Genomic DNA, 19,950 nt, shown 5'->3' with positions numbered 1-19,950 from the left:
AAGTGGGCTTGTTGCGTTTTAGCCATTTTAGCTTACCGAACACAAATAAAAAAACGCCAACCGGGCAACGATAAAGGATAATCATGCGTCGCGAGGGGGTGACCGGCATCAGAAGACCGAGAAAAAACAGACAGGAAACGGCTGAACCGCCATCCACGTGGGCTGAACCTTTTTGGGAACGCGGTGATTTCACCCATACCCATCATACGAATACAACCCATCCGTACTGGATTACACACATCACCTCGTTGGTGGACCCGGAAGTGTTGCACCGGGACATTTTGCCTTACTTAAACAAACTATCTTTTCCTACCTTGCAAGAAGTCGAATCCGTGATTCCCATTGAGGAGAAAGAGATTACGGATGATCTTGAAAAGATCCAAGACTTGTTGTTGCGCGGGTACGTATGGATTCGATTTAGTGACCGGGTTCTGGAAGGAGTGTTGGCGCGCGCCGAATTGGACAAATCGCGGGCCGTCTCCATTCCCCAAGAAGAATTTTCCGTCGTCGGCCCGAAGGAGTCGTTTGTCGAGTCATTGACAACCAATCTAAATATGGTTCGCAAACGCTTGCCCATCAAAGAGTTACAGTTACAAGAGTTCACCGTCGGAACATATTCCAAAACCAAAGTGGCAGTGTTGTATATCGACGGAGTGGCCAATGAAGAAAATGTCAACACGGTATTACAACGAATCAAAGCGATCGAGTTTTACCAAATCCTTGACAGCTCCTACATTTCCCAACTTATCACAGACAACAGCAACTCTATTTTTCCGCAGCTGTTGGACACGGAACGGCCTGAACGCGTAGCCGCCGTTTTGGCCGAAGGGAGCATTGTCATCATGGTGGACGGTTCCCCCCATGCCCTGATCGCTCCTACCACGCTAGTCGAATTTTTCTCAGCGTTTGAAGATTACTTCATTAATTGGCAAATGGCATCCTTCTTCCGGATTGTCCGGTTGTTTTCCGTCTTGTTTTCCATCCTGATCACCCCCATTTATGTCGCGGTGGTCACTTATCATTACGCACTGATTCCAACTGATTTGATGGTCACCTTGGTTACGTCGCGGAGCATCGTCCCGTTTCCCCCGATATTGGAAGCGTTGATATTGGAATTGACGATCGAATTGTTGCGTGAAGCAGGGGCCCGCTTGCCGACAAAAGTAGGCCAAACCATCGGTATCGTCGGCGGGATTGTCATCGGAACCGCTTCCGTGCAAGCGGGTCTCACCAGCAACGTGCTGTTGATTTTCGTCGCGCTGGCGGCGCTGGCATCCTTCACAACACCGGTTTATCGCATGGGCAATGCTATTCGCCTGCTCCGGTTTCCGTTTCTTTTGTTTGCCCAGTTATGGGGATTGATAGGGGTGGCGATTGCGTTCATCTTTGTGATGGGGCATCTGCTGCGGCTGACTTCGTTGGGGCGCCCTTATCTGGAGCCCATCTATCCTCTCCGCTTGAAAGACTTGCGCGACTCTTTCATTCGGTTACCTTTCAATAAACAATCTTATCGCCCTGCATATCTCCAGACACAGAACAAACAGGGCCTCACACCCCCATGGAGGCAGAAACCGCGGGATATAGATGAATGATTCCGCAAGAAGGAAGGCTGATCCGATGCAAGCGCATGTGAATCGACAATATCGCGTTTCACCCTACCTAGCATTTTTCTTGATATATAAAACGCAATTCGGCGTGGGAGTGTTGGGATTCCAACGCTATATCGCAAAAACCTCCGGGCATGACGCATGGATTGCCGTCATCCTGTCCGGGCTCATCATCCATTTGCTTTTATGGATGATGTACCAAATACTGAACAAAGAACAAAACGACTTGATCTCCATTCATCAAACCGTCTTTGGCAAATGGATCGGCAACCTGCTTAGCTTTCTGTTTATCCTCCAAGTATTTATCTCCGGGACGACGGTGTTACGGACTTTCATTGAAGTAATTCAGGTGTGGGTGTTTCCCCTGTTCAAAACATGGCCGTTCGCCCTGGTGTTTTTGACCTCTGTGTACTATATCGTGAGCAATGGATTTCGTGCCGTTGCGGGAGCTTGCTATTTTGGGGCCATCATTCCGCTCATTTTGATACCCACTTTTTTGGCCCCATTGGAATTCGCCAATTTCCGGAATTTGCTACCGGTTATGGATCACTCCGTCACAGATTTGCTTAAGTCCGTGGAAGAAATGACATTCACCATTTTGGGATTCGAGTTGTTGATGCTCTATTACCCGTATTTCATCGAACCAGAGAAATCGCAAAAATGGGCGCATTACGGCAATCTGTTCACGACGTTCATTTATGCGGGAGTCGCTATCGTCACCTTCGCCTATTACGGCGAAGATCATTTACAAGTTGAAATATGGCCCACCCTGACCATGTGGAAGGTGATTAAGTTGCCGGTGCTTGAGCGGATTGAGTATGTCGCCATATCTGCGTGGACCATCATCATCCTACCCAATATTTGCACCGCGTTTTGGGCTGCCAGCCGCGGGGTGAAACGGATTTTCCAAATCACTCAACGCAGTGCCTTGCTCATTTTGCTTGCAGGGAGCTTCATTATCACCTGCCTGTTAAACAACCGGATGCAGATTGACCATCTCAATTCCCTTGTCTCCATGATCGGCATCTATCTTTTGTACGCTTACATCCCCATTCTGTTCATCATCTACCACATCCGACACAAAATGAGGAAGAGATCATGAAGAAGTGGATCAAATGGATGAAACCCATCACATTGATTATCATTGCGATCTGTATTATCATTTTCGGCAATGTAAGAAAAAACGTATTGGATGAAATTCAACTGGTCACCGCCGTCGGTTATGATTATATCGATGAACAAACGGCAACAATGACCGCAGTTACCCCCGTCTTCAGATCCGACGCCTCGATTGTAAACAAAACGCTTTCCATTACCGCCAACTTAGGCAAAGAAGCCTTGACCTCATTGAACAGAGAAAGTAGCGCCAACCTGGCCAACGCAAAATTGGAAGTCGCCCTATTCAACAAGGAAATGGCCAAGCGCGGGATCCTCCACACGATCGACACCTTGCATCGCGATCCCAACATCGGAACCAGCCTCAGCTTGGCCGTGACGGATGAAAACACCAAAGAAATACTGAACCAATCGTTCGGCACACGCGACACGGGCCATTACATCGCATCCATGCTTGAACACAACACCCAAAACGGCCTGATCCCCCATAACAGTCTGCATTATTTCTTGTCTGCGTATTACACCAAGGGCAAGGACCCCTTCTTGCCGTTATTGAAATTAACTGATGGGGAAATCATGCTGACAGGGTTGGCCTTTTTTAAAAAAGACCGTATGGTCTTCCAACTGAACCGTAGTCACCAGTTTACCTTCAACACCCTCTATGGTAACAATCGCTTTCCCGGCATCAAAGTGCAAATCGGGGATAAATTCGTCGCGATGCGGGTGATCAACTCAAGCCGAAGAATCTCCATCCGCAATACGCAAACAACTCCCGAAATCACCATCGACTTAAATATCAGAGGTTCGATCAACGAATTCTCCGGGAAACACTTGAAGCCCCAACATGTGAGCCAGACGGCACACGCATTGAAAAAGCAGGTTTCGCAACAAGGACATCAGCTGATCCGCACGTTTCAACAATTGGGGATCGACCCCCTGGGGCTCGGGGATTATGTGCGCAGCCGCACCCGAAATTGGGACTTTAAAACATGGCAAAAACAGTATCCGCGGGTCAAAGTGCGAATTGTTCCCCGGGTGAACATCGTTGAGATCGGGGTGGTTGACGGATTGGATTAACCCATAAATACGACAAATCGCCTGTTCAAGACGTCGCTTGAACAGGCGATGCTTATGAACCCGTTCCCGGATGGGAAGGGAAAAGAGCTTGTTGTGTTAGTGAATATCTTTCTTTTTAAACCTTCCGCCTTGTACATCATGAATATGGCCGATCGCCAGAAAAGCTTGGGGATCCACATCTTCTACAATCAACTTCAGTTTGGCTTCTTCCAAACGGGTCACGACGCAAAAAATCACTTTTTTGGAGTCACCAGTGTAGGCGCCTTCACCGTTTAAGTAAGTGACGCCCCGACCCAGACGTTGCAATATGCAATTCCCCAGCACTTCCGGTTTGTCACTGATGATCCATACGGATTTCGTTTCATCAAAACCTTCGATCACTACATCGATCATTTTAAAAGCGATAAAATAAGCCATCAAGGAATACATGGCCCGATCCCAACCAAACACAAACCCTGCACTGCCAAGGATGAACAGGTTGAAAATCATCACTGTTTGACCCACGGAAAGCGGCAATTTTTTGTTAAACAGAATGGCCAAAATTTCCGTTCCATCCAAGGAACCTCCGTTGCGGATGACCAAGCCGACGCCAATCCCCAAAATGATTCCTCCGAATACCGCCGCCAACAAAGGATCATCTGTTAAACCCGGTACCGAGTGGAGCAAGTTGGTTCCAACAGACATGACAATAACGCCCAACAGAGTAGACAGGGCGAAGGTTTTCCCGATTTGTTTATATCCGATAAAGAAGAAGGGAAGGTTGAGTACAAATAATAAGACCCCTAAGTTTAAACCGGAAAGGTGGGCAAAAATGATGGAAATACCCACAATCCCTCCGTCAATTACATCATTGGGGACCAAAAAAATCTCCAACGCCACGGCTACAAGAATCGCACCCAGCAAAATGAAGGTGATCCGCTTCAAGCTTTTGAGCCATGCCAACTTCTTGCGTTCTTCTTCTTTGGTTCCTTCATTTCTTTTCTCAGCAACAGCAATCAAATGCCATTCCTCCTTTGACTAGTGGTTTGGTTAGATTTGGGGCGGACGGCACCACCCATATTTTGCCATCACATGTCCACAGTGCATCCCTCGGACGCAGGCAGCATGGGAATCCCTCGAGGGGGTACCATCAGCACACCTTCTGTATCCAAAAAACACTTAACATATTACTTTCTTTTGTTTTAGTTTAACACAAATTTGCACTTGACGCTGGCTACAATCGGTACAAAATGGCTCGTGATCCCTTTTCCGACCGTGCCACAGACTTACAAAAAATCCTTTGATTACACGGGTTTTCGCCAGACATCTCTTCATAAAGAAATTTTTTTCTCCGCGATCCACAGTTGTTCCAGCATTGTCACCAATTCACCCTCCTTCACCGCTATGATTCTCTTCATTACGGGTGATATAATGTTTTATATAAATATAAATACACATGCCTATAGTCCAATGTATTGCTTTATTCCGCAAGCAGGAGAGTGAAATATGAAAACATTCACACGCATCTTACGGGTGAACACCCATGGTTGTAGCCACGCGGTGCAACGATTCTTTGCCTGTGCCTCGCTCACTTTGTCTTCTACTGCCTTCTTGCTGTCATTGTTCGCCTTGCGGCAAATTCTTAAAAAATTCAGCTAGTGCCATGATACCTGAGTAAACCAACCAGTTATCCAGGACAAACTCGGTTTCGACGGATCGCCGATACAATCAGTGATGAAACCGCCCGCCTCCACATCAGATGACAGAAGGCGAGCGGTTTTTAATTAGTTAACGGCTTCTTGTGCCAAACGAAATTAATCTTGTTTAAACAACTTGGACAACGCTTCTTTCAAAGCAGGATGCCCTTCTTCTTGTTGCTTGTTTTGCTGTTTGATATAGTTGGCAATCTCCCGACGCGACACCTTGCCTTTTTTCTCTTTCTCCTTGCGTTGTTGGAATGCTGCGTACTTCTCGCGGTGGCCGCAGATGCAGACAAAGATCCGGCCCTCCCCTTCTCCACGCAGTTCCAGCTTCTTCTTGCATTCAGGGCATCGGGCATTGGTGATGATAGAGACACTCTTGCGATACCCGCACTCCCGATCTTGGCAAACCAGCATCTGCCCTTTTTTGCCCTTCACTTCCAATAACCGTTTGCCGCAGTCCGGGCATTTTTTGGTTGACAGATTATCATGCCGAAATGTTTTCTCGCTTTCTTTGATCTCGTTGACCACGGCCTTGGCATAACCCCTCATCTCCGAGACAAAAGCGGCTTTGTTCAGCTTTCCTTTAGCAATGGCACTCAACTTTTGCTCCCATTTGGCCGTCAATGCCGGCGACTTCAATTCTTCCGGCACCAAATCGAGGAGTTGCTTTCCTTTGGAAGTGATGCGGATATGCTTGCCGTTTTTTTCGATCAGGAAGCTGTCAAACAATTTTTCAATGATGTCGGCACGGGTAGCCACTGTACCCAATCCACCGGTTTCCCCCAATGTTTTAATCAAATCTTTCCGCTCATTGCCCATGAATTTGGCTGGATTCTCCATCGCCGCGAGCAGACTGCCCTCCGTAAACAGTTCCGGCGGCTTGGTTTCCCCTTGGGTCGGGTTGATCGCGCGAATGGCGAGTCGCTGTCCTTCCGTCAGATTCGGCAGGATTTGCTCTTTGATGCCTTCCTTTTCTTCTTCCTCTTCCACCAAATCGCCATACACCTGTTTCCAACCCTGCGCCAAGATCACTTTCCCTTTGGCGACAAATGTCTCGCCACCAATCTTTGCCCGCACCGTGGTTTGCTCATATTCAAACGGCGGGAACATCACCGCCAAAAACCGCTTGACGACAAGATCATAGATCTTCCGCTCCTTGACACTCAACTTGTCCAGAAACACCGGTTCTTCTGTAGGAATGATCGCGTGGTGATCCGATACTTTGCTGTCATCCACAATATGTTTGCCCGGTTTCAGATGAAGGCGGGCCTGTTGGGCCAGCTTGGCATACGGCCCGACCCGGCAAGCCTCGATGCGATCCTTCAAGGTGCTCACGATGTCTGAGGAGAGGTACCTGGAATCCGTACGGGGATACGTGACCACTTTATGATATTCGTACAGCGATTGCAGGGTGGACAGCGTTTCCTTTGCGGAATAACCAAACCGCTGATTGGCTTCTCTTTGCAATTCGGTCAAATCATAAAGCGATGGGGCAAAACGCTTCTTTTTGCTCTTCCGCACTTCGGCAACAATCGCTTCCCGATCACCTAACATGGATAGCAACCGATCGCGCTTTTCTTGCGAGAAGATGCGCCAATCCTTCGATTTGCCATCCTGCCACACCAGTTTGAGGCCATTTTCGGCCACCGCTTCCATCCCATAGAAAGCTTTGGGCTTAAAGTTCTTGATTTCCGCTTCGCGTTGGGCGATCATCGCCAGCGTGGGTGTCTGCACCCGTCCGCAAGAAAGCTGGGCGTTATACTTGCAAGTCAGGGCCCGCGTCGCGTTGATTCCCACCAACCAATCGGCTTCCGCCCGCGCCGCAGCAGAATGATATAGGTTCTCGTACTCTTTGCCGTCCTTGAGGCGTTGAAATCCTTCCTTGATCGCCTTGTCCGTCACGGATGAGATCCACAAGCGCTTAATCGGCTTTTTGATATGCGCTTTCTCAATCACCCAGCGCGCCACCAATTCCCCTTCGCGCCCTGCGTCAGTGGCGATGACGATCTCTTTCACATCCGGCCTGGACATCAATTGCTTCACCTGTTGGAATTGCCGGCCCGTCTTCTTGATCACCACCAATTTCAAGCGATCAGGGAGCAAGGGCAAGTCCTCCAAGCGCCATGTCTTATATTGCTCTCCGTACGCTTCCGGGTCGGCGTGGGTAACCAAATGGCCAAAGGCCCAGGTCACCACATACCGGTCCCCCTCGAAATACCCATTGCCTTGTTTATGGCAGCGCAACACCTTGGCTATATCTTTACCAACAGAAGGCTTTTCAGCCAACACCACTGTTTTGCTCATCTATAACATCCTTTCATGCATCCGCGCCTGCTGTTTCTATCATCTTGTGAAGTCATCAACAATCAACATTGTATAACAAAGAAAAGCTGGAAACCAAACCCCATCTGCGTCTTCCCCTCTTTTCGACCGGCGATTGATTTTCATACATTTATAAAAATTCAATCCCTCACTGCTGCTCTCTTTATGATTCCTTCCCCTGTGCTTTCCATCGATTTAGCGTAATGATGCCGCATCAATAAACAAATCGATGTGATGACCAAGACAACATATCGCCACATGGATCTTCGCGATCAATGTTCAGTTGCGCACATGTTCCAGCGCAGTCATGGCAAAGCCGACCGCCTTTCCCACTGGTTGCAAGGGGGATCTATTGTATAAATCCAAAATATAATCTAATTATTTTGTTGTTAATTTAAATTATCTATTTATCGTCAACAATAAATATTTACTATTTTTTTATTCGTTTATATAATGGGATTAACTCAGCAAGGATATGGTTGACAAGAGTCATCCAATCTCCTCTCCTTTCTGCATTACTCTGGTAGGGGAAGAGAATCCAAAAAAGAAAAGGAGGAAATCGTGAAAAAGAACAACCGCCGTCACCAGCAGGATCCGTCTTCCGACAAGAAATTTGACACGATAGCACTATTCACTAAACTGGACACTTCCAAAAAAACACCTCCTTCACCCCAACACACACCCGAATCGACATCAACTCGTAGCTACAAATTTTGGATTCTCCTGACGGGCGGTCTCATCTTGTTCGCCCTGCTGGCCGTTGGTGGCTATCTTTTCTTTTTGGCGCCCAACACGCAAACGAAACCGACCACCATGGGCGAGAAGCCGCCAGTCTCCAAAGAGAAAACGACAGAAGAATCAAACCGCTCGACAGAACCTCCATTGCGGCAAAACCTCGTGCAAAACCCCAGCTTTGAAAATGACCTACAGGGTTGGCGCAGATGGGCTCCCGACGGGCAAAATCATGTCACTAGCATTGTAAAAGATTTCCCACACACCGGAAAAAAAGACCTGAACTACTGGTCGGACAAACCTTACAAGCAAAGAATATACCAAAAATTAGATAACCTGCCAAACGGCGTTTATGAAGCAAAAATCTGGTTGCGCAGCGGAGGCGGGCAACGCCACCTGGAATTCGGCGTGAGAAGTTACGACCGAAAAGAAAAAGGTGAAAAGGCGTCCATTGACCTCAAAAACAAAGCAATCCCCGATGTCTGGACGGAATTCACCGTACCCGACATCAAGGTCACCTCGGGCACAGCCACCGTGTTCATCTACAGCGAAGCCAAAGCGGAAAACTGGGCCGATTTTGACGATGTGCAATTTTACAGGATTAAGTGAAGCGCTTTGTTCACATGGGTTTACAAGCTAATTAAAAAATCATTCGGTTTCAATATTTCGATATCATGATATTTGTATTCCTATTAAAAATGTTCATTTGTGTCACACACATCAGGAGGGATTATCTTGGGCGGAACACCACAGTTTGTTAACGGACTGCAACAGATTTTACAATCAATCAGCAGTTGGATGCTGTTTTTGGTGCCGGGGGTCATCATCTTGACATTGGTTATCGGTGGCCTGATGCTGGCCAAAGCGGAAGACGGTTCAGAGACCAACGCGATCAAGGAACGGATGACCCGAGCCATCATCGGCGCTGCGCTGGCTGGGAGCGCCACATGGCTGGGAAACTGGATTTGGAAGATTTTAGGCGGCGGCCAATAACGGGGATACTCCATTTTCTCTTCCCCTCATCCCATGAGCCGGGATGGGGGTTTGTTTTTCCTCTGCGGAAGGAGGCATGAAGACATGTGCAAAAGCGGATTAAGCTTTTGGAAAATTTTCAGCGACCCGATCGGATTCGTCGTCGACTTGCTCGGGTTCGTCTTAGACAAAATCCTGATCGTGTTTGTCGATCCCATCAGCACATGGCTGACCACCGCTTTGGCCACGTTTGTGCAGATGGACGGCGCACACGGCGGGGGCAACAACTACTTCATCAACTCGATCGGTACCATCTTCACCAAAGACAAAGCCATCTTCACCACATTGGACAAATGGTTTGTGACGGGAGGGTTTACCCTCGCCACCATCTTTTTCATCGTCCGCATCTTGAAAGGGTTGCGCGATAACTTGACTGGAGAATCAGAGCCCAACTTCGCCGAAATCGTGGGCTCCTATGCAGTCAGTCTGGTACTCGTGATGGCGACTCCATACATCTTCTCCAATTTCCTGCTGAAACTGAATGTCGACATGTTGAACAGCTTTATCAGCATTTCGGGCACCTATAAGATTCAATCCGGCGAGAGCTTGTCCAAGATGGTCGACTTCTGCGCCTTGGAAGACCCGTGGCAACGCGTGTTTACCCGCATCATTCTGTTCATCGCCTTCGCTATTTTCGCGTATGCGAGTGCGATGCGCTATGTGGAGTTGATTTTGCTGTATTTCTTGGGTCCGTTGTTCGCCACATCCTACACCAATCGCAGCAATCTGTACACCACTTATTGGACGGAAAGCATTGCCGTCATTTTCACGCAAAGCCTCCACTTCTTTTTGCTGACCCTGTTGTTGATGCTGATACGCAATATGGAACTGGGATTGAACGGGGCCTTCTTCTCGAAACTGATTCTGGCGGTCGCCATCGTCATGGTGGCTTTGCAAGGGCCGAAAATCCTGCGCCAATACTTGCAAGGCGCTGGCCTGGGTGGAGCCGGTTCAATCGTCAGATCAAAAGCCAGCCAGGCGATGACTAGGTTCAGGTATGCGAGAGCAACCGCGAAAACAAATAAAGCAGCAAGCGGAAAGTAGGTGAAATCATGCGGTACACCATTCCGCGCAATGTGAAAAAAGGGCAGAGCTTTCTCGGATTGGAGTTTAAGGGGTGGATTTACTTCGCCCCGACCGCGGTGGCATGCGGTGCGATCGGCTGGGGATGCTACCTGCTGACCCAAACGCCGGTCGCTGGCGTGATGGTCGCCGGCACACTTGGGGGCATGTTCTTCTATCTGTTCATGACCGATGAACGGAGCGGCGCAATGAACGGCGCCTTCTTGATTGACATCTTAAAGTGGGCCTATTCACAAAAAGTGCGACTTTATTGGGGGGAACAACATCATGGCGAAAAAATCGATACTCTCAAAATTAGGGTTGACCTCAAAAAAAGGGAAAGAGAATGAGGAAGAAGTCCAACAGATACCCATTCAAAGCATTGAATCCCATTACGTTCAAACGATAGACGGATATTATAAAATGGTGCTGAAAATCACAGACACCATCAACTCTGATTTGTTGTCGGATGACGACATCGTGTTAGCGGTGGAAGCGATCCAATCCTGCCTCAATGCGGTGACGATTGACAATGCCGTGCAAATCCTCATCTCATCCGAGCGGATCGACATCGAGCAATACTTCGAATATCTGGACAAAAAGGCGGAGCAAGCAGAAGAGGAGGACGACAACTATCTGTTGCAACGCATTTTGTCCAAAAAACTGTTTTTGCAGAACTATGCGCAAAATGCCCGTAACATTCACAACTTTTACCTCATCTTGCATTCCAACGTCAAAAATGCCGTGGACGCGCACGACCAGCTGTACGACATGTCCCTGTCCATGATGGAATACCTGGAGTCCGGGGGCATGGGAGCAATTCCTGCTTCCGGGGATGAAATCAAAAAAGTTTGTTATGAAAAACTGAACCCTCAAACATCGCAACGACAGCCTTACTATCCCGATATGAAGCTGTCAGCAATCGCTCCCCTTGCAATCCGGGATCACCAAGGGCGCTACTTGGAAATGGACGAGATGTACCACAGCTTCTACACCTTTTCCAATTTCCCCGATGAAGTGGGTGCCGCCTGGCTTAAACGCGTTGTCAGTACCAAGGCTAACCTGGATTTGTCCATCATCTTGCGCCCGACTGACAAAACCCTGTTCGTCCGCTCCACCAGTGCCAAGATCATTGAGCTGGAGAGCAAATTGATGGGCTCCCTTCCCCCCATGTACCAGCAAAAATATGAGCGGGAGCGGCAGAGCTTGGAAGAATTGATGCAAAGCCTGCAATCCGATGCAGAAAACTTATTCAGCACCACCTTCATCATCTGTGTGAAAGAGGAGAACATGGATGAGCTGAAGTCCGCCGAAAAAAGGTTGGAAACGGCGATCGCATCCAGCCGCTTCCGCGCCAAAAAGCTTTTGTACCAAGGGCATAAGTTGATGTGGTATCTCCTGCCGATCTGCTATGCCGCCGATCTGGAATTTGAACGCCGTGTCGGCTGGCCGATGCAATCCACCTTGGTCGCATCCATTTTGCCATTCAACTCTTCCGACCTGAACTTCAATGAAGGGGTCTTAAAAGGCATGAACGGCAAAACGGACAGCCCGGTCATCTATGACCGCTACAACAACCTCTTTTTCAACAACCCCAACGAAGTGGTGTTTGGGGAGTCGGGTTCGGGGAAAAGTTTTTACTTACGTCTGGACATGTTGCGCCACATCACGACCGGGCGCAGCGAGCGCATCTTCGTGATCGATCCCGAGCGCGAATATTTTATCCCTCATGCCGAGCGGATTTTGTTCCGGTTGGGGTCAGAATTCACGACCAACCCATTTCACATCCGTTCCACAGTCGTGGACAGCGATGACAGCACCACTGACGGAAAAAATGACATCCAACAATACTTGCGGCGAAAAATCGCGGAAATGATGAGCTTCTTTTCCTGGATCTGCCCCAACTTAAGCCCGATTGAAAAAGCCCTGCTGACAGAAGGGATCCAACGGGCCTATGAGGAGAAAGGGCTCACCTTGCATGGCGATGATGCGAAGATGCCCGACCAATTCCCCATCTTGAGTGACTTGGTTCGGATCTTGGAAAAGCAAGAGGGATCCCAAGAGATTATCGCCACCTTGAAACCATACGTGACCGGCCCCTATTCCAGCATGTTCAACGGGCAGACCAACTGGAACATGGATGGCAAGGTTACCATCTTTGACATCCACGAGTTAAGTGATGAAGTAAAACGTCCCTTGATGGACTTGTTGTTGAAAGAAATCTGGGAAGAGATGAAGATTGACCGTTCCGAAAGAAAAGGGTTGTATGTTGATGAAGCCTGGCTTTTAGCGGATGAAGACAACCAGCAGACGATGAAATTCCTGCGCGAAATCGCCAAACGGGTGCGTAAATACGGCGGCTTCCTGACCACGGCGACGCAAAACGTCGACGACTTCCTGACCATCGGGAAATACGGCACCGCCATCTTTAACAACGCGTTTATCAAAACATTTATGCGCATGTCTGAGAAGGACATCGAAGAATTATCCCGCTTCATGAATTTCTCAGAAAAAGAGCTCAGCATCCTCGGCAAGCGAAAACAGCAAGGATATTGCATTCACATTGCTGCGGGGAAACGGATTGAAATGAAGGTGAAGTCTTCGCCGGATGAACAAAAAGTGCTCAATCTGAAAGTGACAGAAAACAAGCTTAGCCGCAAAGAGCAAATGGAACGCGCACTTCACCAATCACTGTAGAAAGGGAAGGCGACCATGAACAAACATGTCAGAATCCTGCTCGTCATTGGCATCCTCGGGCTGTTCGGCTTTGGATTCAGCCATGTCAACCTTTTCTCATGGGTGATTGGGGGTGGCGGCTCCCCCGCGGAAACCAAACCGACAGCGACGGAGCAGGATGCGATCAAGTCTCGAGAGGTGGCAGAGTCATTCGTCCGTCACTATGTCCCTTATGATGCGGACAATCCCTTGGCCTACATCGACAAGATCCAACCGTTTGTCACCAACGATTTTTTTAAGCGATTTGCAAAAACCGGCTCATTGACCGGTTCCGAAATTACCAAAAAAGAATTAAAAGCGTTGAAGGTTTTTCCCGTTGACGGGGGCAATGCGACCGAAATGGAATGGAATGTGGTGACAGTTCAGGCACTCACCCTGAAGAGCGGAACGACCATGGATGATGAAGAATGGTTTTGGGTCACCGTGGTGAAGGACAGCGATGGGAAATGGCGCGTAAGCGAGTTGCAGGTGAGCTCCGATGGGTGAAAAAGTCCTCGCCAGACTGTTCGCAATGGTCTCAGCCGCGATCGCCGGATCGGGCATGATCATTTTCTTGATCCCTTTTCTGCTGATCGTCGCCTTCGTCGCCTTTTTGGCCATGATCTTAGGCCCCATCTTCACCTTGATCACTGGTCACAGCATTGACATTCCCAGCGATGTGGACCGAGAAGCAGATCAACAGGCGGAATCCCAGATCGGCCCCTTGGGAATGACCGGCACCTTGCAAGCATATTACCAAGGAGCACAACAGCAATATCAAGTGCCTTGGGCCTTGGTGGCCGCCGTCCATTACAAAGAATCGGGATTCGGAGGCAAAGTAACGCCAAACTCCGACAATAAAGTGGGGGAACAACTAAACGATAATACACATCTAAGTTCCTTCAACCTGCGGCGCAAAATCTGGGTCGGCTCCAATTACACCCCGTACAAACAGCAAGATGTGGAATATTTCCCAGCAAAGCGTATCAGTGATGCTGGTGGTTATGGTGTTGATGCCGATCAAGACAGCTACGCCGACCCAAAACAAACTTGGGATGCGGTATTCACCGCCGCCCGCTACATGCAAGTGAAAGGCATTGCTCTCAACCAATCGGATGATCAACTCAGAAAACATTTGATCGCTTACTATAAGGATAATCGCGACGGTACCGATCTCCAGGCCCAAGAATATACACAAGATGTGTTGTACTACTACCATGAGATCGAAAAGCAAGCCTCCGATGCAAACAGTTACACCATCCGACCAATTGATAGCGGAGTGGTAGACGTGCCTGGCTATGGCAACGGCTCAGATCCGGTTTCTGATATCCCCACCGATATCAATCCGCCCGAGAACCTGAGCTGGCCAACCCCCTTCACCCGCACCATCACCTCTCCCTTCGGTTACCGTGTTCATCCTATCAAGAAAACCCGGCGGTTGCATACTGGTGTCGATATTGCGGCACCGGGGATCGCCGGCAAACCGGCGGCGGCTGTCGCCGATGGGAAAGTGGTATTCGCCGGACAGATGGGCGGCTATGGCAACACGGTGGTGATCGATGTCGGTGGCGGCATTTCCGTACTATACGGCCATCTGCAAAAAATCTTGGTAAGCAAAGGCTCGACGGTGCGCAATGGTCAAACGGTCGGGCTGATCGGGTCCACTGGCTGGAGTACCGGGCCGCACTTGCACTTTGAAGTGCGGATTCGCGGAACTCCGGTGGACCCCATGCCTTACCTGACCGGGAAAGTCGTTTTTCCAGGCAACGAGCAAACGGACAAGCCGAAGCAGCCTTCGCAAAAGACGGACAAGCCGTCTGGTGAAACGAAACCTCCCGCCAAATCCAACCTGCCACCTTCATCATCAGCGCAGAAAAGACGGACGGAACAAATCACCAGTGTCTTTGAAAACGGCACAACCGAGATCCAATATGACTATGTGGAATATTTAAACGACGGACGGGGATACACCAGCGGGAAGGCCGGATTCACCACCGGCACCGGTGATGCTTACGAAGTTGTCCGCCAATATACCAACCGCGTCCCTGACAATCCGCTCGCCCGTTTCCTACCGGAGCTAAAACGGCTCATCTCAGCTACTGCCCCCGATGATATCTCCGGTTTGGTCGGGTATGAAAAAGCGTGGAAACAAGCCGCCAAAGACCCCCAATTCCTGGCTGCACAAGACGCGGTTACCGATCAAATGTATTACAACCCAGCCCTTAAGCACGCCGAACGTGTGGGTGTAACAACCGCGCTGGGAAAAGCAATTTTCTACGATTCAATCATCCAGCACGGGGAAGGGGACGACCCAGACGGATTTCCCGCACTGATTGAGAAAACCAGCAACAAAGCCAACGGCACACCCAAATCTGGGGTCAATGAAAAAGAGTGGGTCACAATGTTTCTAACGGTACGTCAAGATGTCTTGTCCCATGCGCACAACCCCGACACCCGCGATGAATGGTCTCGCTCGGTGGGCCGAGTTCGCTCCCTGATGCAAATCGTGAAAAGTGGCAACTTTGACCTGAACGGCCCTTTCACCTTTGAGTGGGAAAACAAGCCATATACGATTCAGTAATCTCAGCGCACAACGTGAACAGGGCGATCAGATGATCGCCCTGTTTTCTCATTCCTTATGTTCTTCTGTTGAATGGCTATTTGCCTGTTTGGCATTTCTCTTTTTCTTCCGCGGTTTGGTGCCCGTTGATGGCCCGCTCTCCTCTGGATCTATGCCCAGTTGTTGGAGCAATGCCTGTTTACGCTGTTCATATTCTTTCTGCTTCAAATCCTGCTTTTCTTTTTCCTGTCGTTCCCACTCCAACCGTTCCTTCTTGAGCGCCTCCAACTTCTGCCGTAGCTCTTTCTCCACGGCACGGCGTTGCTCCCGCTCCTTCTCTATCCGCTCATGCTCTCTCGCCTTCCATTCTGCCCATTCCTGTTTCAACCGTTTTAACTCTTCACTCGCTCGCTCTTTGTCATCGGCAGAGGAGTGACTCGTTTCTGACGACTCCGCCTGGGCATTTGGCGTTTCGGACATCGAGAGAATCTGCGCCTCCTGTTCCGCTGGCGCTTTTTCTTTGGTTGGCCGTTTTTTCTTCTCCGATTTCGCCCGCTGCTGCTTCTCTGCCGGCTTCACCTGCTCCGCATCCCGCACTTGTTCCTTCTCAGGTGAGCTATCAACCTGCGATGCTTGGCTCGGTTTTGCTTTCAGTTTGTTCCTCTGCTCCTGTTGCAATTTCTCAAGCTCCCGCTGCTGTTGTGCCAACATCTCCTGCATTTGCCGTATCTGCTGTTCCATCTCCAAGCGTTGCTGTTCCAACTGTTCATGCCGCAGCAGTTCGTATTGGAGCCGCAATTGCTCTGCATAGTCCTGCTGTAGCGGTTCTTCCTCAAGCACCATCTCACTTTCAGCTGGCGGCAGCGTTTGTGACCCGCTCGACTCAATCTGTTTGGTTGCCGGCATGGGCGGTACGGGTGGCGGTGACTTCACCCCCGTCGGCTCACTTCCACTAAACCAGCGGCTGAACAGGGTTCCGCTTCCTTGATTCTCCTTTCGCTTCTCAAACTGGTCGATCTGTTCCAATATTTGGTTAAACGATTTCTCGCCCAACGTTTTTTCAATAAGCCGAATCATCGGCCTGGAAGCGGAAAACCCCCGCGGCAACCGCTTAAGTGGCGCATCAGGAAACTCACCTGACAGGGCGCTGAACAAAAAAGTGCCCCAACTCATCGGTGGTTGTGGAGAAGTGATTTGCTCTATCCCGCAAAACAACACCCGCAATTGATGATGCTGGTTCAAGCCAATATTGCGAGGATCGGGCAACAAATACATCGGCAACGATTTTTCCTTTAACTTCTTAGCCAAATCGAGCAACTGCTTCGTCCATTCAATCAACTGGGATTCATCCCGCTGTTCGGCCACCGCTTCATACAAAGGATGGATCGGTTCATACGGACGAACCAGCACCAGGTAGTTTTTATCAGCAAACACTTCCTCGCAAGGAATCACCAATGGATGATTCAATGATCGATATTGTTGAATCGCCCAAGAAGAAGCTGGCTTCCGCAAGAGAACGGCTTGCAGGTAATATCGCTTAGATTCGGACTTGGCAATGGCCAATTGCCCATCAAAGAATGAAACGGTCTGTTCGATGTGATAACAACCTCTATAAGCATGTTCGTCGCGAAACAATGACAACATCTCTCGCCTCCAGCTCTGTCGCATACATCAAGCAAAAACCAAAACTAACATCCCTTTCAAATTGAGAATATCACAAATTTTAACAACATCGATTTGCCGCTAGTTGATTTTCACTAAATAGAAATAATCCACTTCAAACAAATAATACCCTTTCACTTCAGCCGTCCAGCTCAAATGAAGACAGGAAAAACCTTATCAACCATTGATCCATGCGAATCAATCCTGTTGCATGCATCCACCGTTGATAAGGTTTTTGTTGTCTCTTCTTTCTCATCCCACTCGAATTTGGAATGGATAGGGATGGTAAGGTGTGTCTGGCAAATCAGGTTGGCAGGAAAAACCTTTTCTCAAGAAGCGCTGATGGACAAGTGAAGCGAATGAGAACATGGTTTTGGAGCCGCTGGCCTATTCACCAGACACGCTATAGAAGTGATTTGTTTGAGTTTGAAAAGGGTTGTGTCATTGTTGCAAATGGTTGTGGTGATAAAAGCGCCTTAATTATAGCATAAATTTATATATTATCAACATACGAAACCTTTCCACCTCTCTTTCGTCGATGTCAAAACGAGGTCGTTTGGTGAGATTGAAACTCCCTGAGAGCAAGATAATCAAAGCGGCTCGTCAAATTGGATTCATTTAAAACCCCTTTGAAAAACTCATATTGGAATGCCTTGCGCAATCGGATGCCATGCATGCCGGCGACCAACAAGATTGCTTCTTCCCTCGGTAATCGCGTTAATTCATCTGGTGTCAGCAAGTTTCTGGCCGAATAACTTTTCGATACCGAACCCGGATCTCCCAGTTGGATGGACGAAGAAGTGGACGACGTTCTAACAGTCGTTTGTCCTATCAATTGGCTGAAATATTCCGCCGTCAGCTTGTCCCCCACTCCCAGCAAAAAGCGTAAGCTGCAATTGCCCACAATCGCTTCGGCTTTGTCCTGGCTGTATTTGTCGATAAGCTGACCGATCGACTGGATAATCGTGCTGGCACTGATGCCATAACTGCGGCAAGTGGCCAAGATTTCCTCATAGCCGGGAATCGTACCCAGATTGGGGAACTCATCCAACAACAAATTCACTTTGACTGGCAGCCGGTTGAAGTTTTTGTCGGCCACATCATACAAGCGCTGAAACATTTGGCTGAAAAAAGTGGAGATAAGTGGTTCCCAGGTGGCATCAGCCACAGGCAAGATGCAGTAGACGATCATTTTGCGTTTGCCGATGTCATCCAGTTTGAAATCGCTTGTTTCCGTAAACTTGCGGACATCGGTGGGATCAAACTTGGACAATGTGACGCCCAAAGAAATGAAGATGCTGGCTCGCACCCGCTCTTCTGCCATCTTCACCACCAAATAGGCTTGATAAGCCGGATGGTCTTCTTTCAATTTCCTAAACGTGCTGTCCATTCGCTTGGGATTGGCCCCTTGTACCGTCAGGATCTCCTTCACTTTGGCCATCGTCGCCTCTTCCGGATACTCGTACTTCACGTACAACAACAGCGTTTTCAACAAGGCGATTTCAGCCCGCGTCCAAAAATCCGGTTTGATGTCAGTCTGAGAGTTTAAGACAATCGTGGTGGCGATTTGCTCCGCATCAATCTCTTTGTGAATATAGTCAAGGGGATTATACCGGTCGCTGATAGTCATCTCCTTAAAATTGACCAAACGAACTTCATAACCTTGTTGCCGTTTTAACTCTGCGGTCGCCTCGTAAATCTCTCCCTTGGGATCGGTCACCACAATCGACCGCTCTCGTTCATGTATGATATTGGTAAGGATATAAGACTGTGTTTTGCCCGAACCGGGAGAACCTACAATAAACACGTTACGGTTGGGAATCTTTGTCGTCTCAGGCAAGATCACCGGTTTGTTGCGATACAAGCCAAAGATCAGCCCGGCGGGATTGTTCATATTTTTGGGGCCGCTCATATTTTTAGTGCGCTTGGCAAACGTCTTGTCGTTAAATATCTCACGGCTGTTGGCAAACCGGGAAGTTCCGTACGCTCCATATGAAGAAGCTTCCTTGTACACAGTATCCCTAGCAAAAAAGCGATAAACCAAGTAGGCCAAGATCAACGCGATAACACAAGCAAACGCCAAAAACTCTGTAAAGCTTTCCTGTTGCCAAGCTTCTTGAAAAACCCTGACCGGGTTAGACATGTAACTCCAAAACACTACCCCATCCGGAGGCCCCTGCTTGCTAAGGCGCGGCCCCCAATGCATAATTCCGGCGCCAAGCCACCCGATTGCACCCCACATCATCAAAAACACCACCAGCGCGCCCACCGCCGCGCCCGGAGAAATGTTCAGCTTTTTTAGCATGCGCTTCACCTTTTTCGTTTTATCATGAATGGTTGTGATTTGACGCGCGGTTCGCATTCACGCGATCCCCTCGCCTCT

General features: G+C 48.9%; 15 protein-coding genes. 11 read left to right on the top strand and 4 right to left on the bottom strand.

What is annotated here, in order from left to right:
• Nucleotides 1-83: 83 nt before the first annotated feature.
• Genes NYR52_RS03850 through NYR52_RS03840 form a run of 3 tightly spaced genes read left to right on the top strand, consistent with a single transcriptional unit; the run spans nt 84 to nt 3,800 of the window.
• Nucleotides 84-1,592: a spore germination protein gene (locus NYR52_RS03850; RefSeq protein WP_259436330.1), complete on the top strand. Its 1,509-nt coding sequence runs from the start codon at nt 84-86 to the stop codon at nt 1,590-1,592.
• A 25-nt stretch (nt 1,593-1,617) separates the two neighbouring features.
• Entirely contained in the window at nt 1,618-2,709 is a 1,092-nt protein-coding gene (locus tag NYR52_RS03845) for a GerAB/ArcD/ProY family transporter (protein WP_259436329.1), read from the top strand.
• Complete coding sequence (locus NYR52_RS03840) at nt 2,706-3,800, top strand: Ger(x)C family spore germination protein (RefSeq protein WP_259436328.1); 1,095 nt, start codon at nt 2,706-2,708, stop codon at nt 3,798-3,800. Before NYR52_RS03845 ends, NYR52_RS03840 begins: the two co-directional genes overlap by 4 nt.
• Before the next feature lie 96 nt (nt 3,801-3,896).
• Here NYR52_RS03840 and NYR52_RS03835 read toward each other — a convergent pair whose 3' ends face one another.
• Nucleotides 3,897-4,742 (bottom strand): YitT family protein, encoded by an 846-nt coding sequence (locus tag NYR52_RS03835; RefSeq protein WP_259436722.1) that lies wholly within the window; start codon nt 4,740-4,742, stop codon nt 3,897-3,899.
• Between the two features lie 543 nt (nt 4,743-5,285).
• Between NYR52_RS03835 and NYR52_RS03830 the strand changes: the two genes are divergently transcribed.
• A complete protein-coding gene (locus tag NYR52_RS03830) occupies nt 5,286-5,438 on the top strand; it encodes a hypothetical protein (protein ID WP_157053376.1) in 153 nt (50 codons plus the stop codon).
• Between the two features lie 155 nt (nt 5,439-5,593).
• Here NYR52_RS03830 and NYR52_RS03825 read toward each other — a convergent pair whose 3' ends face one another.
• A complete protein-coding gene (locus NYR52_RS03825) occupies nt 5,594-7,786 on the bottom strand; it encodes a DNA topoisomerase III (protein ID WP_259436327.1) in 2,193 nt (730 codons plus the stop codon).
• 579 nt (nt 7,787-8,365) lie between these two features.
• On the opposite strand from NYR52_RS03825, the gene NYR52_RS03820 reads away from it, so the two are divergent.
• The 7 genes from NYR52_RS03820 (at nt 8,366) to NYR52_RS03790 (ending at nt 15,926) form a co-directional block, all read left to right on the top strand.
• The gene (locus tag NYR52_RS03820) at nt 8,366-9,145 is read left to right on the top strand and encodes a hypothetical protein (RefSeq protein WP_054096147.1); all 780 of its coding nucleotides are present in this window, start codon (nt 8,366-8,368) and stop codon (nt 9,143-9,145) included.
• 126 nt (nt 9,146-9,271) lie between these two features.
• Entirely contained in the window at nt 9,272-9,529 is a 258-nt protein-coding gene (locus tag NYR52_RS03815) for a pilin (RefSeq protein WP_022737200.1), read from the top strand.
• An 84-nt stretch (nt 9,530-9,613) separates the two neighbouring features.
• Nucleotides 9,614-10,612, top strand: coding sequence for a conjugal transfer protein TrbL family protein (locus tag NYR52_RS03810; RefSeq protein WP_259436326.1), 999 nt, complete (start codon nt 9,614-9,616; stop codon nt 10,610-10,612).
• Between the two features lie 8 nt (nt 10,613-10,620).
• Nucleotides 10,621-10,980, top strand: a complete 360-nt coding sequence (locus NYR52_RS03805) for a hypothetical protein (protein WP_022737198.1) — start codon at nt 10,621-10,623, stop codon at nt 10,978-10,980.
• Nucleotides 10,919-13,327: a VirB4 family type IV secretion system protein gene (locus NYR52_RS03800; protein WP_259436325.1), complete on the top strand. Its 2,409-nt coding sequence runs from the start codon at nt 10,919-10,921 to the stop codon at nt 13,325-13,327. Before NYR52_RS03805 ends, NYR52_RS03800 begins: the two co-directional genes overlap by 62 nt.
• A 15-nt stretch (nt 13,328-13,342) precedes the next feature.
• Nucleotides 13,343-13,852 (top strand): hypothetical protein, encoded by a 510-nt coding sequence (locus tag NYR52_RS03795; RefSeq protein WP_132219726.1) that lies wholly within the window; start codon nt 13,343-13,345, stop codon nt 13,850-13,852.
• Entirely contained in the window at nt 13,845-15,926 is a 2,082-nt protein-coding gene (locus NYR52_RS03790; RefSeq protein WP_259436324.1) for a chitosanase, read from the top strand. The genes NYR52_RS03795 and NYR52_RS03790 overlap by 8 nt, the downstream gene beginning before the upstream one ends.
• 48 nt (nt 15,927-15,974) lie before the next feature.
• Here the strand turns inward: NYR52_RS03790 and NYR52_RS03785 are convergent, their stop codons facing one another.
• Nucleotides 15,975-17,549, bottom strand: a complete 1,575-nt coding sequence (locus tag NYR52_RS03785) for a hypothetical protein (protein ID WP_259436323.1) — start codon at nt 17,547-17,549, stop codon at nt 15,975-15,977.
• Between the two features lie 559 nt (nt 17,550-18,108).
• Nucleotides 18,109-19,929 (bottom strand): VirD4-like conjugal transfer protein, CD1115 family, encoded by a 1,821-nt coding sequence (locus tag NYR52_RS03780; protein WP_259436322.1) that lies wholly within the window; start codon nt 19,927-19,929, stop codon nt 18,109-18,111.
• Between the last annotated feature and the right edge of the window lie 21 nt (nt 19,930-19,950).

This window comes from Laceyella sacchari (genome assembly GCF_024927925.1).
Classification (GTDB): Bacteria; Bacillota; Bacilli; order Thermoactinomycetales; family Thermoactinomycetaceae; genus Laceyella; species Laceyella sacchari.
Note: the sequence above shows the minus strand (reverse complement) of the source record. Positions and strands in the feature narration are given on the sequence as shown.

Coding starts and splice junctions, on each gene's coding strand:
- NYR52_RS03805 (WP_022737198.1), top strand. CDS start 10,621: ATGCGGTACACCATTCCGCGCAATGTGAAAAAAGGGCAGAGCTTTCTC.
- NYR52_RS03850 (WP_259436330.1), top strand. CDS start 84: ATGCGTCGCGAGGGGGTGACCGGCATCAGAAGACCGAGAAAAAACAGA.
- NYR52_RS03810 (WP_259436326.1), top strand. CDS start 9,614: ATGTGCAAAAGCGGATTAAGCTTTTGGAAAATTTTCAGCGACCCGATC.
- NYR52_RS03780 (WP_259436322.1), bottom strand. CDS start 19,929: ATGCGAACCGCGCGTCAAATCACAACCATTCATGATAAAACGAAAAAG.
- NYR52_RS03800 (WP_259436325.1), top strand. CDS start 10,919: ATGGCGAAAAAATCGATACTCTCAAAATTAGGGTTGACCTCAAAAAAA.
- NYR52_RS03845 (WP_259436329.1), top strand. CDS start 1,618: ATGCAAGCGCATGTGAATCGACAATATCGCGTTTCACCCTACCTAGCA.
- NYR52_RS03785 (WP_259436323.1), bottom strand. CDS start 17,549: ATGTTGTCATTGTTTCGCGACGAACATGCTTATAGAGGTTGTTATCAC.
- NYR52_RS03795 (WP_132219726.1), top strand. CDS start 13,343: ATGAACAAACATGTCAGAATCCTGCTCGTCATTGGCATCCTCGGGCTG.
- NYR52_RS03790 (WP_259436324.1), top strand. CDS start 13,845: ATGGGTGAAAAAGTCCTCGCCAGACTGTTCGCAATGGTCTCAGCCGCG.
- NYR52_RS03825 (WP_259436327.1), bottom strand. CDS start 7,786: ATGAGCAAAACAGTGGTGTTGGCTGAAAAGCCTTCTGTTGGTAAAGAT.
- NYR52_RS03840 (WP_259436328.1), top strand. CDS start 2,706: ATGAAGAAGTGGATCAAATGGATGAAACCCATCACATTGATTATCATT.
- NYR52_RS03830 (WP_157053376.1), top strand. CDS start 5,286: ATGAAAACATTCACACGCATCTTACGGGTGAACACCCATGGTTGTAGC.